Raw genomic sequence first — 15225 nt, 5'->3', positions numbered from 1 at the left:
CGCAACCCTTCGTCAGCCGCCTGTGAAGGATGACCTGTCGGGTTCGGGCAGGCGAAGATGCCCGGCCGCGCGATGCGACTTCACCCCAAGGGCCTTCCGGACTGGCCGGACGGCCCGCCTTGCTGGGTCCTCCACTCCTGCCGGTGCACAGATGTCGACCGGGCACCCGGGCGGCGGCAGGACTCGGCGTCCGCCCGGATCGCCCCGCCGCCTGTGGCGGGGGCTTGTCGTCGGAAGGGATCTTCACCCGAGAGGGGCGAAAAAACCGAGCCGGATCGGCGGTATGTGAGGCTCCTCACGCCTGACCCGTTCCGGTGGACAGAGCCCGAATGGGTTCTAGGTCACACTCGGCGATGATTGCCCCATCAGCGGCGGAACGCCCGAATCCGGCTGTGCTGTAAGGGAGTTGAGCGACTTCGGGAGCCCACTGGAACGACCGCCGGTTACGCAAAAGGGGCGATCATCTCTGGTCATCTCCGAGGCAACCCCGGACTCGGCTTGACATCCGCGTATACCGGCAACGGGCGGATGGCGCAGGCGCGCTGGGTCCGGGGCGCGTTCCGCGGCGTCAGATGCGACCGGCGCACTGGAGTACCAGGCCGAAAACGGAATGGGGGCTGGCTGGAAGTCTGGCACGGGACAGCCGGTCGTGGGGGGTGAATCGGACTGAATCATGACGGACCTTCATGCCGACGGCGGCGGCCGGCCCCGTGTCAGGGGCCCGTCGGCGGCGGCACCGTCACGCGCGCGGCGCGCCGCTCGCCGTCCAGGACGCGCATCGCTCGCGCGAGCGTCGGCGCGTGCACCTCGCTCTCCCCGCGCTGATGCATGAGCGCCAGCGCGTCGTGCAGCTCGGTCGCCCGGGTGATCAGCGCCTGCGCGGCGCGCAGCCCGCCGTAGGTGTGCTCGGCGCGGGCCGGGTTGATCCGGCCGAGCAGGTCGAGGACCGCCAGATAGGCGTCGACCAGCTCGCCTTCGGCGCGGGTCAGGGCGGGCAGCGGTGGCAGTTCGGGGAGCACCGGCGCCTCATCCCGCGTCCGGGCGGGCGGCCTTGCGGCTCGGGACGACCCGGTCCACCAGACCGTAGGCGAGGGCGGCCTCGGCGTCGAGCACCGTGTCCCGCTCGATGTCCGCCGAGATCTGCTCGGGCGTACGCCCGGTGTGCCGGACGAGCATCCCCTCCAGGAGCGCACGGGTGCGCCGCAGTTCCTCCGCGCGGATCCTCAGGTCGGTCGGCTGGCCGCGCACCGGCTCGGGCAGCGCGGGCTGCCGGAGCAGCACCCGGGCGCCGGGCAGGATCGCCCGCTTGCCGGGGGTCCCCGCGGCGAGCAGCACCGCGGCGGCGGAGGCGGCCTGGCCGAGGCAGACGGTCTCCACCTCGCAGGAGGCGTACAGCAGCGTGTCGTAGATCGCCGTCGTCGCGCTGAAGTCGCCGCCGGGGGAGTTGATGTAGAGCGAGATGTCCCGGTCCGGAGCCGCGTGCTCCAAGTAGAGGACCTGGGCCATCACGTCGTTCGCCGAGACGTCGTCGATCGGTGTGCCGAGGAAGACGATCCGCTCCTCCAGGAGCTTGGAGTACGGATCCCAGGTGCGCGGGCCGAGCTGGTGCGCTCGGTGAACTCCGGCAGGACGGAACGGGCGGACGGTCCGCGCATGGCACGCCTCCTGGCAGCACGCGGCCGCCGCCCACCGCGGCGGCCTTCTGTAAAAAATGTACAGGACGTACGTGACGTTATGATGGGGCCATGGCCTACGAGATTCCGGTGACGCAAGCCCGGGCGGAGCTCGCCGACCTGATCAACCGCGTGGTGTACGGCGGTGAGCGCGTGGTCGTCACGCGCCACGGCAAGCCGCTCGTGGCCCTGGTGTCGGCGGGCGACCTGCGACGCCTCGAAGAGGCGGAGGAGCCCGCGCAGGAGCCGGTGATCACCTCGGTGTCGGCGGTCGGCGGCGCGGCCGCGGCCGCCGCAGGGGAGCGGCAGCGCTTCGGCATCGCGGCCGAGCACCGCGGGCCGCGGATGACGTAGCGGGCGGGCGCGCGCATGCGGGACGGATGTGTCAGGCGCCGCGGAGCGGCCCGCGCGGGCCGCTCCGGGTATGCCGCAGCCCCGCTGGCGGTCATGATCGGGTCAAGGGCTGGTTAACCTCGCTGAAACTCCGTCCAACTAGCCTCCTCTGCCACGCCACCTGGGGATTCCGTAAGCGAAGGTGGACACCGGCACGTAAGTCGCTGCGTGTTACATCTATGCCCGTCGCGGTGGCCGCGGCAGCCGGACCCCGCGCGGTCCGGGGTGAGGACTGTGAGGTGGGACGTGCAACTGACCCCGCACGAGCAGGAGAGACTGCTCATCCATGTGGCCGCCGACGTGGCCGAGAAGCGCAGGTCGCGCGGCCTCAGGCTCAATCATCCCGAGGCGATCGCCCTCATCACCTCGCACATCCTGGAGGGCGCCCGGGACGGCCGCAGCGTCGCCGACCTGATGTCGTCGGGCCGCAGGGTGCTCACGCGGGACGACGTCATGGAGGGCATCCCCGAGATGATCCACGACGTCCAGGTCGAGGCGACCTTCCCGGACGGCACCAAGCTCGTCACCGTCCATGACCCGATCGTGTGACGGGAGTTCGCGCAGCATGAACACCGCGACCGGCGCGTGCCCCGGACCGATACCCGGACCGGTCCCCGGGCCGATTCCCGGGGAGATCCTCTTCGCCGAGGAGCCCGTCCCCTTCAACGAGGGCCGCGAGACGACCCGCCTCACCGTCCTGAACGCCGCCGACCGGCCCGTCCAGGTCGGTTCCCACTACCACTTCGCCGAGGCCAACCCCGGTCTCGACTTCGACCGCGGCGCCGCGCACGGCAAGCGGCTCAACATCGCCGCGGGCACCGCCGTGCGCTTCGAACCCGGCATTCCGGTGGACGTGGAGCTCGTCCCCCTCGCCGGCGCCCGCGTCGTACCCGGACTGCGCGGGGAGACCCGGGGCGCGCTCGACGCACCGAACGCCTCCGGCGCCGACGGCGAAGCGAACGGAGCGACACGTGCCTGAGCTGTCCCGAGCCGCGTACGCGGACCTGTTCGGCCCCACCACCGGCGACCGCGTCCGGCTCGCCGACACCGATCTGCTCGTCGAGATCGAGGAGGACCGCTCGGGCGGCCCCGGACGCTCCGGCGACGAGGCCGTGTTCGGCGGCGGCAAGGTCATCCGCGAGTCGATGGGCCAGTCCCGCACGACCCGTGCCGAGGGCGCGCCCGACACCGTCATCACCGGCGCGCTCATCATCGACCACTGGGGCGTCGTCAAGGCCGACGTCGGCATCCGCGACGGCCGCGTCACCGGCATCGGCAAGGCGGGCAACCCGGACACCATGGACGGGGTGCACCCCGAGCTCGTCATCGGCCCCGAGACCGAGATCCTCGCGGGCAACGGCAAGATCCTCACCGCGGGCGGCATCGACACGCACATCCACTTCATCTCGCCGACCATCGTCGACGAGGCCCTCGCCTCCGGCGTCACCACGCTCATCGGGGGCGGCACGGGGCCCGCCGAGGGCAGCAAGGCCACGACCATCACGCCCGGCGCCTGGCACCTGGCACGGATGTTCGCCGCGATGGAGAACAGCCCCGTCAACATCGGCTTCCTCGGCAAGGGCAACACCACGAGCGCCGCCTCGATGCACGCGCAGCTGCGCGCGGGCGCCGTCAGCTTCAAGATCCACGAGGACTGGGGCGCGACCCCCGCCGTCATCGACGCCTGTCTGAACGTCTGCGAGGACACGGGCGCCCAGCTCGCCGTCCACACCGACACCCTGAACGAGGCGGGCTTCGTCGACGCCACCTTCGCCGCGGTCGGCGGGCGTACGATGCACGCCTTCCACGTCGAGGGCGCGGGCGGCGGCCACGCCCCCGACATGATCACGGCGGTCTCGCTGCCGAACATGCTCCCCAGCTCGACCAACCCGACCCGCCCGCACACCGTCAACACCGTCGAGGAGCACCTCGACATGCTGATGGTCTGTCACCACCTCAACCCGGCGGTCCCGGAGGACCTGGCCTTCGCCGAGTCCCGCATCCGCCCCACCACCATCGCGGCCGAGGACGTCCTGCACGACCTGGGCGCGATCTCCATCATGTCCTCGGACTCCCAGGCGATGGGCCGCGTCGGCGAGGTCATCCTGCGCACCTGGCAGACGGCACACGTGATGAAGCGCCGCAGGGGCGCACTGCCCGGCGACACCCGCGCCGACAACCACCGGGCCCGGCGCTATGTCGCCAAGTACACGATCAACGCGGCCATCGCCCAGGGCATCGAGCACGAGGTCGGCTCGGTGGAGAGCGGCAAGCTGGCCGACCTGGTCCTCTGGGAACCCGCCTTCTTCGGCGTCAAACCGCAGGTGGTCCTCAAGGGCGGGCAGATCGCGTACGCGCAGATGGGCGACGCCAACGCCTCCATCCCCACCCCGCAACCGGTCCTCCCGCGACCGATGTTCGGCGGCCGCGGCCGGGCCCCCTCGCTCAACTCCCTCAACTTCGTGACCCAGTCGGCCCTCGACGACGACCTGCCCGAGCGCCTCGGCCTCGAACGGCGCTTCGTGGCCATCCGCTCCACCCGGGGGCGTACGAAGGCGGACATGCGGGAGAACGACGCCCTGCCCCGGGTGGAGGTGGCGCCCGACAGCTTCGCGGTCACGATCGACGGGGAGCTGGTGGAGCCGTCACCGGCGGCGGAACTTCCCCTGGCACAGCGGTACTTCCTCTTCTGACCGCCCTCTCTCCCCTTCTTACCGTCCCCTCTCCCTCACTCTGGGTTCCTCACTTCGGGTTGTCGTACGACATGTCACGAGCTGCACTTCTGATCCTGGCCGACGGGCGCTTCCCCGCCGGAGGGCACGCGCACTCCGGCGGCGCCGAGGCGGCCGTCAAGGCCGGGCGGGTCACCGGGGCGCCGAGCCTGGAGGCCTTCTGCCGCGGTCGGCTGCACACCACGGGCCTGGTGTCCGCCGCCCTGGCGGCGGCCGCCGCACTCGGTGTCGCCGAACCGACCGCCCTCGACGCCGCCGCCGACGCGCGCACCCCGTCCCTGGCCCTGCGGACCGCCGCGCGCAAGCTGGGTCGCCAGCTGCTTCGGGCGGCCCGCGCCACCTGGCCGTCACCCGACCTCGACGCGCTGGCCAGGGCCTTCCCCAAGGGCGCCCACCAGCCGGTGGTCCTCGGGGCGGCGGCGCGGGCGGCCGGGCTCGGGCCCGCCGACGCGGCGTACTGCGCGGCCTACGAGTCCATCAGCGGCCCCGCCACGGCGGTGGTGCGCCTGCTGAGCCTCGACCCCTTCGACGCGACGGCCGCCCTGGCGCGGCTCGGCGACGACGTGGACCGGGTGGCGGCGGCCGCGGCCGCCGCGGCGGGACGCGTACCCGACGAGGGACTCGACGCCCTTCCGGCGGCATCGGCCCCGCTCCTGGAGATCGGGGGCGAGGCGCACGCGGCGTGGCCGGTACGGCTGTTCGCGTCGTAGCCCGCCTCTGCCCGCTCCCGCCCCAGGTCACCCAACGGAACGTCCGCCACGAACGAACGAGAACCAAGGAGAACCATGCACCTGGACCACACCCACGACGAGGCCACGGCCGTGAGCGCGGACGCGCACCGCCCCGACGGCCGTCGGCGTGCCCTCCGCATAGGCCTGGGCGGCCCGGTCGGCACGGGCAAGACGGCCACGGTGGCAGCCCTCTGCCACGCGCTGCGCGAGGAACTGTCCCTCGCCGTCGTCACGAACGACATCTACACCCGCGAGGACGCGGAGTTCCTGCTCAAGCAGGCCGTGCTGCCGCCGGAGCGAATCACCGCCGTGGAGACGGGAGCCTGCCCGCACACCGCGATCAGGGACGACATCTCCGCGAACCTGGAGGCGGTGGAGGACCTGGAGGACGAGGTGGGCCCCCTGGACCTGATCCTCGTCGAGTCCGGCGGCGACAATCTGACGGCCACGTTCTCGCGCGGCCTGGTGGACGCCCAGATCTTCGTCATCGACGTGGCGGGAGGTGACGACATCCCGCGCAAGGGCGGCCCCGGCGTGACGACGGCCGACCTGCTCGTGGTGAACAAGACGGACCTGGCCCCGTACGTCGGCTCGGACCTGGCCCGCATGGCGGCGGACGCCAAGGCACAGCGCGCCGAACTGCCGGTCGTCTTCCAGTCGCTGCGCTCGGCCGAGGGCGTGACGGCGGTCGCCGCGTGGGTGCGCGCGCAGTACGCGGCCTGGGTCGCGGCCGACGCATGACGAGCCCCACGGTGGTGCGGGACCTGGGTTCCGCGGGCGTCAGAGCCGTCGCCCGCGTCACCGCCCGGCCCGACGGCCGCGGCGGCACCGCCCTGCCCGTCCTGGAGGGCGAGGGGCCGCTGGCCCTGCGCCGCGTCCGCGCCCCGGGCCCGGCGGCCCACGTCCTGCTGGTCGGCGCGATGAGCGGCCCGCTGGGCGGCGACCACCTCACCGTCGAGGCGACGGCGGCGCCCGGGGCGCGGCTCCACATCGGCTCGGCGGCGGCCACGATGGCCCTGCCGGGCCAGGACGACCGTGAGGCGCACTACGACGTGCGTCTCACGGTCGCCGAGGACGCGGAACTGCGCTGGCTCCCGGAGCAGTTGATCTCCGTACAGGGCAGCGACCTGCGCGTCACCACCCGGGTGGACGTCGCCGAGGGCGGCCGCCTGGTCCTCCGCGAGGAACAGGCCCTCGGCCGCACCGCCGAACCCTCCGGCCTCCTCCACACCCGCCTCACCGTCCACCACGCCGGCCGCCCCCTCCTCGACCAGCAACTGACCTGCGGTCCCGGCGCCCCACCCGGCTGGGACGGCCCGGCGGTCCTTGGCCGCCACCGGGCAGTGGGGCAACTCCTCCTCGTACGCCCCGATTTCCACTCAGCCATGCCGCCCGCCACCGCCCTGGGGGAACACGCCGCACTCACCCCCCTCGCCGGCCCCGGCGCCCTCGTGACCGCCGTCGCCCCGGACGCCCTACACCTGCGCCGGGTCCTCGACGAGGCCTTGGAACGGTGGGGCTAGGCCGCTGAGCGGGGGCGAGGCCCTTCGTCTCGATGTTTGACTCCCCGCCCCAAGCGGAGCCCCGTCATCCGCCCACTGAAGTGCATGAACCGTTCACCGTACTGGCCGGTCCGTTTATCGGATTGGTAAAGAACAACAACCACACCTGTCCTGACCACCCCCGCAGACGGAAGTATCCCCGTACCGAGGGAATGACCGAAACGATGTGCGGGAGGCCTCACTTGACACGTACCCAGATGACCGCGCGGAGCAGACGAGCGATGACGCTCGGGTCCGCGGGTGCTCTTGTTGCGGCGACGCTGATCGCGGGGGCGCTCGGTGCGCCCGCCGCCAGTGCTGACGCCGCCGGCGGCAAGGCCGCGTACGCGAAGGACCGTGAGGCCCGGGGGGCCGCCATCGCCGCGGCGCGGGCCGCGAAGAAGGGCGTCGCCTGGAAGGACTGTCCGGAGGACTGGGGATTCGCGAAGCCCGTGCAGTGCGGGTGGGTCACCGTTCCGCTGGACTACGCCAAGCCCTACGGCAAGCAGATCAAGCTGGCCGTGGACCGCATAGGCAACACCGGGACCAAGGAGGAGCGCCAGGGCGCGCTCGTCTACAACCCCGGTGGCCCCGGTGGCTCCGGCATGCGCTTCCCGCTGCGTGTCGTGAACAAGAGCAAGCTGTGGGAGAAGACCGCGAAGGCCTACGACTTCGTCGGGTTCGACCCGCGCGGCGTCGGCCACTCGACGCCGATCTCGTGCGTCGACCCGCAGGAGTTCGTGAAGGCGCCCAAGCTCGACCCGGTGCCCGACTCCGCGGCCGACAAGCGCGCCCAGCGCAAGCTCGCCGCCGAGTACGCGGACGGCTGCCAGGAGCGCAGCGGCTGGATGCTGCCCCACATGACCACCCCGAACACCGCGCGCGACCTCGACGTCATCCGCGCCGCGCTCGGTGAGAAGAAGCTGAACTTCCTCGGTGTGTCCTACGGGACGTACCTGGGGGCCGTGTACGCGACGCTCTTCCCCTCGCACGTGCGCCGCATGGTCTTCGACTCCGTCGTGAACCCCTCGCGGGAGAAGATCTGGTACGAGGCCAACCTCGACCAGGATGTCGCCTTCGAGACGCGCCTGAAGGACTGGATGACGTGGGTCGCCAAGTACGACTCCGTCTTCCACCTCGGTGACACGCAGAAGAAGGTCGCCGCGCAGTGGACGAAGCTGCGTGCCGCCGCGAAGAAGGCGCCGTTCGACGGGGTCGTCGGCCCGGCCGAGCTGACGTCGTACTTCCAGAGCGCCCCGTACTACGACTCCACCTGGGTCTCGATCGCCACCAACTGGAGCAAGTTCGTCGCCGGTGACCGGCAGCCGCTGATCAAGGCCGCCAGCCCGGACATGTCCGACATCGCGGGCAACAAGGCCTCGGAGAACAGCAACGCGGTCTACACCGCCGTCGAGTGCGCCGACGCCAAGTGGCCCACCAGCTGGAAGAAGTGGGACCGGGACAACACCCGTCTGCACAAGGACCACCCGTTCATGACCTGGGCGAACGCCTGGATGAACCTGCCGTGTGCCACCTGGTCCAGCAAGCAGCACCAGCCCGTCGAGGTCAAGACCGGCAAGGGTCTGCCCGCCACGCTGATCGCCCAGGCCACGCGTGACGCCGCCACCCCCTACGAGGGCGGCGTGGAGCTGCACAAGCGCCTCAAGGGCTCGCGTCTGATCACCGAGAAGGACGCCGGTTCGCACGGCATCACCAACCTGGAGAACCCGTGCCTGAACGAGCGGGTCGACGCCTACCTGCTCACCGGCAAGGTGGACAGCCGTGACGTGACCTGCGCCCCGCACGCCACGCCCAAGCCGTAACACCCCTGCGCGACGACCACTGTCGGGAGATCGCCCGCGGCCTCGGCCGGGCGGTCTCCCGATGGCGTTCCGTGTCCCGTGTCCCGCGTTCCGCACGCTGGTGCCGCCGCACCGCCGCCACGCCGCCGAGCGGCTCAGCTCAGCGGCATCCTCGGGAACCGGCGCTCCGCCGCGGAGCGCCCGCCCTCCGCAGTCTCCCCCGCGGCCTCCTCCGCCTTCACCACGGCCGCGTACTTGTCGACGTACTCCTGCCCCGACAGGCCGAGGATCTCGTACATGATCTCGTCGGTGACCGCGCGCAGGACCGCCTTCTCGCCGTCCATGCCCGCGTACCGCGAGAACTCCAGGGGCGCGCCGAAGCGGATCGTCACGCGCTTGAAGCGCGGCACCACCTGACCGGGCGGCTGTGCCTCGAACGTGCCGATCATCGCGCACGGGATCACCGGCACCTGCGCCTTGAGCGCCATCGCGGCCACGCCGACCTTGCCCTTGTACAGACGTCCGTCGTGCGAGCGGGTGCCCTCGGGGTAGATGCCGAGCAGCTCGCCCTTGCGCAGCACGCCGAGCCCCTCACGGATGGCCGCCTGCCCGGCCTCCTTGCCCGAGCGGTCCACCGGGATCTGTCCTGCGCTGCGGAAGAACGCGGCGGTGAGGCGGCCCTTGACGCCAGGACCCGTGAAGTACTCGGCCTTGGCCAGGAACGTGATGCGCCGCTTGAGGATCGCGGGCATCAGGAAGTGGTCGGAGAACGACAGGTGGTTCCCGGCGACGATCGCCGCGCCGGACTCCGGGATGTGCTCGAGCCCCTCGATCCGGGGCCGGAACATCAGCCGGAGCAGAGGCCCGATCAACACGTACTTGAGGACCAGGTAGAACATGCGGGCGCCGCCTTCCCCCGGGGGTGCTGCCGACGCACAGTAGTCAATCGGCGGCGCCTAGGCGAGAGCCCGTTCGGGTCGATTCGATCGCGCGGCGCACTGGCCCGTTCGGGTCCTGCCGTGGGCCGTGCGGGGGAGTGCGCGGCGCGGCCCCTGGCCGGACACCGCCCCGCGGGGGTGCTCTGCGGCAGGGTCACCGTCGCCCGGCGGGTCCGGCCCGTCGTGGTACGGCGTGCTGGGCCGGTGCCCGGACGCCCCTGACGCCACCGTCCGTGACGCCGGATGTCCTCGGCCGTGACACGGCGTCCGCCCTCGCCCCCCCGGAGGTCCCATGCGCCCGCTCCTCGTCACCTCGGCCGCGCTGCTCGCGCTCGCCGGGTCCGCCGCGCCGACGGCGGCCGTGTCCGCCGACCGCAGGGCGCCCGGTGAGCGCGGTCTCTTCCTGACGCTGTCGGGCGATCAGAACACCTGGATGCGCGGGGTGCTGCTGCGCTGTGCCCCCGAGCCGTCCGGGCACCACCCGTTCGCCCGGGAGGCCTGCGCGGAGCTGGACCGCGCGGGCGGGGACTTCGGCGGGCTGCCGCGGGAGGAGCGGATCTGCACCAAGGAGTACGCCCCGGTGACCGTCGGCGCGACCGGCACGTTCCAGGGGCGGCCGGTCGCCTGGCACAAGACGTACGGCAACGCGTGCGAGATGCAGGCGTCGACGGGGCACGTGTTCCGCTTCTGAGCCGGGCGCTTCCGGCCGCACGGTCCGCCCCGTCCCGGGCCCCACGTCACGTGGGCCGGGAGAAGACCATCGCCACCGTGATCAGGCCGAGCACCACCCAGCCGAACCACAGCCAGCCGTTGCTGCCGAGCGCCACCGTGTAGGCGGTCACCATCACCAGACCGCCGATGGTGAACGCGCCCATCGTCTTCGTAGAACCGGGCATCGCCCTGCCTCCTCACGACAGACGGCTCGGGCGTCCGGTATCCGGGGCACCGAGACCGTGGCCTCGATGCCATCCTCACCCGTGAGGAGGTCCAGGCGCTAGCGCCCGCGCGACGCCAGTGACGCCAGATAGGCGTTGTACGCCTCCAGCTCCTTGTCTCCGTCGCGGTCGGCGGCGCGGTCCTTGCGCCGGCCCTCGCGCTGGTCCGAGCGGTACCACTGGAAGAGCAGGGCGATCAGGACGAGCACCGACGGGATCTCGCTGAACGCCCAGGCGATGCCGCCCGCCGCGTTCTGATCGGCGAGCGCTTCGACGCCGAGCGAGGCCGGGGGGTTCTTGTACGTCTCGATCATGGGCTCGGACGCCATCATCAAGGCGATGCCGAAGAACGCGTGGAACGGCATGCCCGCGAAGAGCTCCAGCATCCGCATCAGATGGCCGGGCCGGTGCGGGCCCGGGTCGATGCCCATGATCGGCCAGAAGAAGACCAGGCCCACGGCGAGGAAGTGCAGCATCATCCCGATGTGCCCGGCCTTGGAGCCCATGAGGGTGTCGAACAGCGGCGTGAAGTACAGCGCGTACAGGCTCGCGATGAACATCGGGATGGTGAACGCGGGGTGCGTGATGATCCGTACGTACCGGCTGTGCAGCAGGGCGAGCAGCAGCTCGCGCGGCCCCTTGCGGCCCCGGCCCGCGACCGGCAGCGCCCGCAGCGCGAGCGTGATCGGCGCGCCGAGCAGCAGCAGGATCGGGGACAGCATGCTGATGATCATGTGCTGCACCATGTGCACGCTGAACAGGACCATGCCGTAGTCGTTCAGCTTGGTGCACATCACGAGCAGGATCGTGAGCACGCCCACGACGAACGACACCGTGCGCCCGACGGGCCACTTGTCGCCGCGCCGCACCAGGCGGGTGACGCCCCAGGCGTACAGGCCGAGCGCCACCAGGCAGCTGATGAGGAAGAAGGGCTCGACCGAGATCTCAAGACCGCGTGCCAGCGTGAACGGCGGCAGATCCATGTTCATCCCATGGTCCATGCCATGCATGCCGTGCCCGCCGTGATCCATCCGCTGGCTCCTGTTTCGTGCAGATTGTGTCCTGTGTGTCCGCACCAGAGTAGAACCGCCCCCGGTCGCGCTCGCGACCGGGGGCGGATTCAGGACCCGGGTGACCCCAGCGGGGCCGGGCGGCGGCCTAGAGCACGCACTCCGCTTCCTCGTACCGCTGCTCGGGCACGGTCTTGAGCGTCTCCACGGCCTCGGCGAGGGAGACCATCACGATGTCGGTGCCGCGCAGCGCGGTCATCCGCCCGAACTCGCCGCGGTGCACTGCCTCCACCGCGTGCCAGCCGAAGCGGGTGGCGAGCACGCGGTCGTACGCCGTGGGCGTGCCGCCGCGCTGTACGTGGCCGAGGATCACCGGGCGTGCCTCCTTGCCGAGGCGCTGCTCCAGTTCGAGGGAGAGCTGCCGGGCGATGCCCGCGAACCGCTCGTGGCCGTAGACGTCCTTGCCGCCCTCGTCGAACTCCATCGTGCCGGGGCGCGGCTTGGCGCCCTCGGCGGCCACGACGATGGCGAACTTCTTGCCCGCCTCGAACCGCTCGCCGACCTTCTTCGCCAGCTCCTCGATGTCGAAGGGGCGCTCCGGCACGACGACGGCGTGCGCGCCCGCCGCCATGCCCGAGTGCAGCGCGATCCAGCCGGTGTGGCGGCCCATGACCTCGACGATCAGGACGCGCTGGTGCGACTCGGCGGTGGTCTTGAGGCGGTCGAGGGCCTCGGTGGCGACGCCGACGGCGGTGTCGAAACCGAACGTCACGTCGGTGACCGCGATGTCGTTGTCGATGGTCTTGGGTACGCCGACGATCGGCAGGCCCGCGTCGGAGAGCAGCCGGGCGGCCTTCAGCGTGCCCTCGCCGCCGATCGGGATGATCGCGTCGAGGCCGAGCTCGACGACGTGCCCCTTGGCGCGCTCGACGCCGTCACGCAGATGGGCGGGCTGCACCCGGGAGGAGCCGAGGATGGTGCCGCCGCGCGCCAGGATGCCGCCGACCGCGTCCAGGTCGAGCTTGCGGTAGTCGCATTCGAGGAGGCCCTTCCAGCCGTCGTGGAAGCCGATGACCTCGTCGCCGTGGTCGACGACGGCACGGTGCACGACGGAGCGGATGACGGCATTGAGACCGGGGCAGTCGCCGCCGGAGGTCAGGACACCAAGTCGCATGGTGCGAAACCCTTTGCAATCGGGCGGTGACCGGACCCCGTCGTCCGGCTGGAGGATCCCGGCCACCCTACCGGCGCACCGCCCGCCTTCGCAGGCGCCGCCCACCCATCGGACACACGAACGCCGGACGGGCGGAAGAATCCAGCCCGTCCGGCGTTTGAGGACAAGCGCGCAGCGCGGCGAACGGTTTCCCCTGGGGCAGGAGCCGCACGCCGGGCAGCTAGGCCGGCTGCTGAGCCGCCGCGATCCGCTCAGCGCGCAGCGCCTCGTACCACCGGTCGTCCGTCGGCGGCAGCGCGTTCACATCGAGCGCCAGCTTCAGGAGCAGGTCGGCGATCAGCGGGTTGCGGGCCAGGACGGGCCCGTGCATGTACGTCCCGAAGACGGTGCCGTTGTAGGCGCCTTCCGTGCCGTCGCCCGTGCCGTTGCCCTTGCCGAGGCGGACGCGGGCGAAGGGGCGGGCGTTCGGGCCGACGTGCGTGACGCCCTGGTGGTTCTCGAAGCCGGTGAGCTCCGGCAGGCCGAGCTGCGGGTCGATGTCGCCGAGGACGTCACCGACGCAGCGCTCGCCCTCGCCGCGCACGGAGACCACGTCGAGCAGGCCGAGGCCGGGCTCGCGCTGGCCCAGGTCGTTGATGAACTCGTTGCCCAGGATCTGGTAGCCCGCGCAGACCGAGAAGACGATCGCGCCGTTGCCCACGGCCCGCTGGAGGCCGCCGTCGCGGCGCAGGCGCTCGGCCGCGAGCCGCTGCGGCCGGTCCTCGCCGCCGCCGATCAGATAGATGTCGCCGGAGGTGGGCACCGGCTGGTCGCTGCGTACGTCGTAGCGCTCGACCTGGAGGCCGCGCTGCTGGGCGCGGCGCTCCACGACCAGGGCATTGCCCTGGTCGCCGTACGTGGACAGCAGGTCGGGGTAGACCCAGACCAGCCGGAGGCTGTTGTCGCTCATGCTCATTGGTCCTCAGTGACGGTCGGCGCGGTCAGTTGCCCACGCGGCGGCGCAGGTCCTGGAAGGCGGTGTAGTTCGCGATGGTCTCGATGCGGCCGGGCGGCGCGAGCTGCACGGCCTCGTCGAGGGTCTCGCAGACGCGGAAGTCCAGGTTCGCGACCTCCAGGCGGACGGCGAGGTCCAGCTTGCGGTCGCCGAGCACGAAGATCGGGTGACCGGCGAGGCGGGTGTAGTCGACGTCCCACAGCCAGGAGGTGTCGGTACCGTCGGCGCCGCGCGCGTTCACCGAGAGGATCACCGGGGCCGGGGGGCCGTCGATGAGCGAAAACGTTTCGAGCCAGCCCGCCGGGTTCTTCGCGAGCAGGAGCCGCAGGTCGCGGCCCTGGAACTGGACCACGTCATAGCGGCCGGCGACGGCCTGCACCTGATACATCCGCTCCAGGGCGACCTGCGGCGGCACGCCGAAGACGGCGGCGACGGCGGCGGACGAGGTGGCGTTGGCCTTGTTGGCCCGGCCGGGGAGCTGGAGGTGGATCGGCCAGGCCGAGCCGTGCGGGTCCAGGACGTGGTCGCCGGACAGGGCCCAGCTGGGCGTGGGGCGGCGGAAGCCGCACTCGCCGCAGTACCAGTCGTCGCCGGGGCGCTGCATGACGCCGCCGCAGGCCGGGCACGACCAGGCGTCGTCCTTCCAGGCCTGGCCCGCGGCCACCCACACCACGTTCGGCGAGGAGGAGGCGGCCCAGACGACCAGCGGGTCGTCGGCGTTGGCGATGATGACGGCCTTGGTGCCGGCCAGGCCCTCGCGCCACTTCTCCGCGAGCATGCGGGTCTCGGCGGCGCGGTCGAGCTGGTCGCGCGACAGGTTCAGGAGCGCGATCGCCTTGGGGTCGACGTCGCGGGCGACGCCCGCCAGGTACTTCTCGTCGACCTCGATCACGCCGAACTTGGCGTCCGAGCCGCCCGCGAGGGCGGAGGTGATGCCCGCGGGCATGTTCGCGCCGAGGGCGTTGGACACGACCGGGCCACTGGCGCGCAGGGCCTCGGCGATCAGGCGCGTGGTGGTCGTCTTGCCGTTCGTGGCCGAGACGAGGACCACGTCCAGGTGGTTCGCCAGCCGGCCGAGGAGCTCCGGGTCGAGTCTGAGCGCGACCTTGCCGCCGATCACCGAACCGCTGCCGCGGCCCGCCGCGCGCGACACCGCCGCGGCCGCCTTGCCCGCCGTCACGGCCAGCTTGGCGCGTGCCGACAGCGACTCTGAGCTGCCAGGGTGTCCTGCCATCGTTCTGGGTCCTCCTTGCGTACGGCGCCGCGCCTGCCCGGCATCGTGTCGGCCCAGCCTATCGAGAT

Annotated in this window: 16 protein-coding genes, 1 pseudogene and 1 riboswitch; of the genes and pseudogenes, 9 read left to right on the top strand and 8 right to left on the bottom strand. The window is 71.8% G+C overall.

Annotated features, from left to right (window positions below):
* Positions 1-2 precede the first annotated feature (2 nt).
* A riboswitch (cyclic di-AMP (ydaO/yuaA leader) is annotated at positions 3-156 on the bottom strand.
* A gap of 557 nt (positions 157-713) precedes the next feature.
* Together CP982_RS06530 and CP982_RS06525 are read right to left on the bottom strand one after the other, a co-directional pair.
* Positions 714-1019 carry a hypothetical protein gene (locus CP982_RS06530; RefSeq protein WP_150509613.1) on the bottom strand — a complete coding sequence of 102 codons (306 nt, stop codon included), beginning with the start codon at positions 1017-1019 and terminating at the stop codon, positions 714-716.
* A gap of 7 nt (positions 1020-1026) precedes the next feature.
* Positions 1027-1655: pseudogene (locus tag CP982_RS06525) on the bottom strand (ATP-dependent Clp protease proteolytic subunit).
* Positions 1656-1745: 90 nt separating this feature from the next.
* On the opposite strand from CP982_RS06525, the gene CP982_RS06520 reads away from it, so the two are divergent.
* The 8 genes from CP982_RS06520 to CP982_RS06485 all read left to right on the top strand — a co-directional run bounded on the left by CP982_RS06520 (position 1746) and on the right by CP982_RS06485 (position 8893).
* On the top strand, positions 1746-2027 hold the full coding sequence (locus CP982_RS06520; protein WP_150509612.1) for a type II toxin-antitoxin system Phd/YefM family antitoxin: 282 nt from the start codon (positions 1746-1748) through the stop codon (positions 2025-2027).
* Between the two features lie 285 nt (positions 2028-2312).
* Entirely contained in the window at positions 2313-2615 is a 303-nt protein-coding gene (locus CP982_RS06515) for an urease subunit gamma (RefSeq protein ID WP_144001888.1), read from the top strand.
* Between the two features lie 16 nt (positions 2616-2631).
* Positions 2632-3045 carry an urease subunit beta gene (locus tag CP982_RS06510; protein ID WP_150509611.1) on the top strand — a complete coding sequence of 138 codons (414 nt, stop codon included), beginning with the start codon at positions 2632-2634 and terminating at the stop codon, positions 3043-3045.
* Entirely contained in the window at positions 3038-4759 is a 1722-nt protein-coding gene (locus CP982_RS06505; RefSeq protein ID WP_150509610.1) for an urease subunit alpha, read from the top strand. Before CP982_RS06510 ends, CP982_RS06505 begins: the two co-directional genes overlap by 8 nt.
* 71 nt (positions 4760-4830) lie before the next feature.
* Entirely contained in the window at positions 4831-5508 is a 678-nt protein-coding gene (locus CP982_RS06500) for an urease accessory protein UreF (RefSeq protein ID WP_150509609.1), read from the top strand.
* Positions 5509-5583: 75 nt separating this feature from the next.
* Complete coding sequence (gene ureG, locus CP982_RS06495) at positions 5584-6270, top strand: urease accessory protein UreG (protein WP_150509608.1); 687 nt, start codon at positions 5584-5586, stop codon at positions 6268-6270.
* The gene (locus tag CP982_RS06490; RefSeq protein ID WP_150509607.1) at positions 6267-7052 is read left to right on the top strand and encodes an urease accessory protein UreD; all 786 of its coding nucleotides are present in this window, start codon (positions 6267-6269) and stop codon (positions 7050-7052) included. Before ureG ends, CP982_RS06490 begins: the two co-directional genes overlap by 4 nt.
* Positions 7053-7288: 236 nt before the next feature.
* Positions 7289-8893, top strand: coding sequence for an alpha/beta hydrolase (locus tag CP982_RS06485; protein ID WP_150515355.1), 1605 nt, complete (start codon positions 7289-7291; stop codon positions 8891-8893).
* Between the two features lie 134 nt (positions 8894-9027).
* Here CP982_RS06485 and CP982_RS06480 read toward each other — a convergent pair whose 3' ends face one another.
* Entirely contained in the window at positions 9028-9771 is a 744-nt protein-coding gene (locus tag CP982_RS06480; RefSeq protein WP_150509606.1) for a lysophospholipid acyltransferase family protein, read from the bottom strand.
* Between the two features lie 331 nt (positions 9772-10102).
* Here CP982_RS06480 and CP982_RS06475 point away from each other — a divergent pair, with 331 nt between their 5' ends.
* The gene (locus tag CP982_RS06475) at positions 10103-10501 is read left to right on the top strand and encodes an SSI family serine proteinase inhibitor (protein WP_150509605.1); all 399 of its coding nucleotides are present in this window, start codon (positions 10103-10105) and stop codon (positions 10499-10501) included.
* Between the two features lie 46 nt (positions 10502-10547).
* Here the strand turns inward: CP982_RS06475 and CP982_RS06470 are convergent, their stop codons facing one another.
* From CP982_RS06470 to CP982_RS06450, 5 genes are all read right to left on the bottom strand, one after another.
* Positions 10548-10706, bottom strand: coding sequence for a hypothetical protein (locus tag CP982_RS06470; protein ID WP_037825527.1), 159 nt, complete (start codon positions 10704-10706; stop codon positions 10548-10550).
* 98 nt (positions 10707-10804) lie between these two features.
* Entirely contained in the window at positions 10805-11776 is a 972-nt protein-coding gene (locus CP982_RS06465; RefSeq protein WP_150509604.1) for a cytochrome c oxidase assembly protein, read from the bottom strand.
* 127 nt (positions 11777-11903) lie between these two features.
* Complete coding sequence (locus CP982_RS06460; protein WP_150509603.1) at positions 11904-12929, bottom strand: 6-phosphofructokinase; 1026 nt, start codon at positions 12927-12929, stop codon at positions 11904-11906.
* Positions 12930-13149: 220 nt separating this feature from the next.
* Positions 13150-13878 carry a type 1 glutamine amidotransferase gene (locus tag CP982_RS06455; protein ID WP_144001873.1) on the bottom strand — a complete coding sequence of 243 codons (729 nt, stop codon included), beginning with the start codon at positions 13876-13878 and terminating at the stop codon, positions 13150-13152.
* Between the two features lie 31 nt (positions 13879-13909).
* On the bottom strand, positions 13910-15157 hold the full coding sequence (locus tag CP982_RS06450) for a MurT ligase domain-containing protein (protein WP_030676603.1): 1248 nt from the start codon (positions 15155-15157) through the stop codon (positions 13910-13912).
* Positions 15158-15225: the final 68 nt, after the last annotated feature.

It is taken from the genome of Streptomyces spectabilis (assembly GCF_008704795.1).
GTDB lineage: Bacteria > Actinomycetota > Actinomycetes > Streptomycetales > Streptomycetaceae > Streptomyces > Streptomyces spectabilis.
Note: the sequence above shows the minus strand (reverse complement) of the source record. Positions and strands in the feature narration are given on the sequence as shown.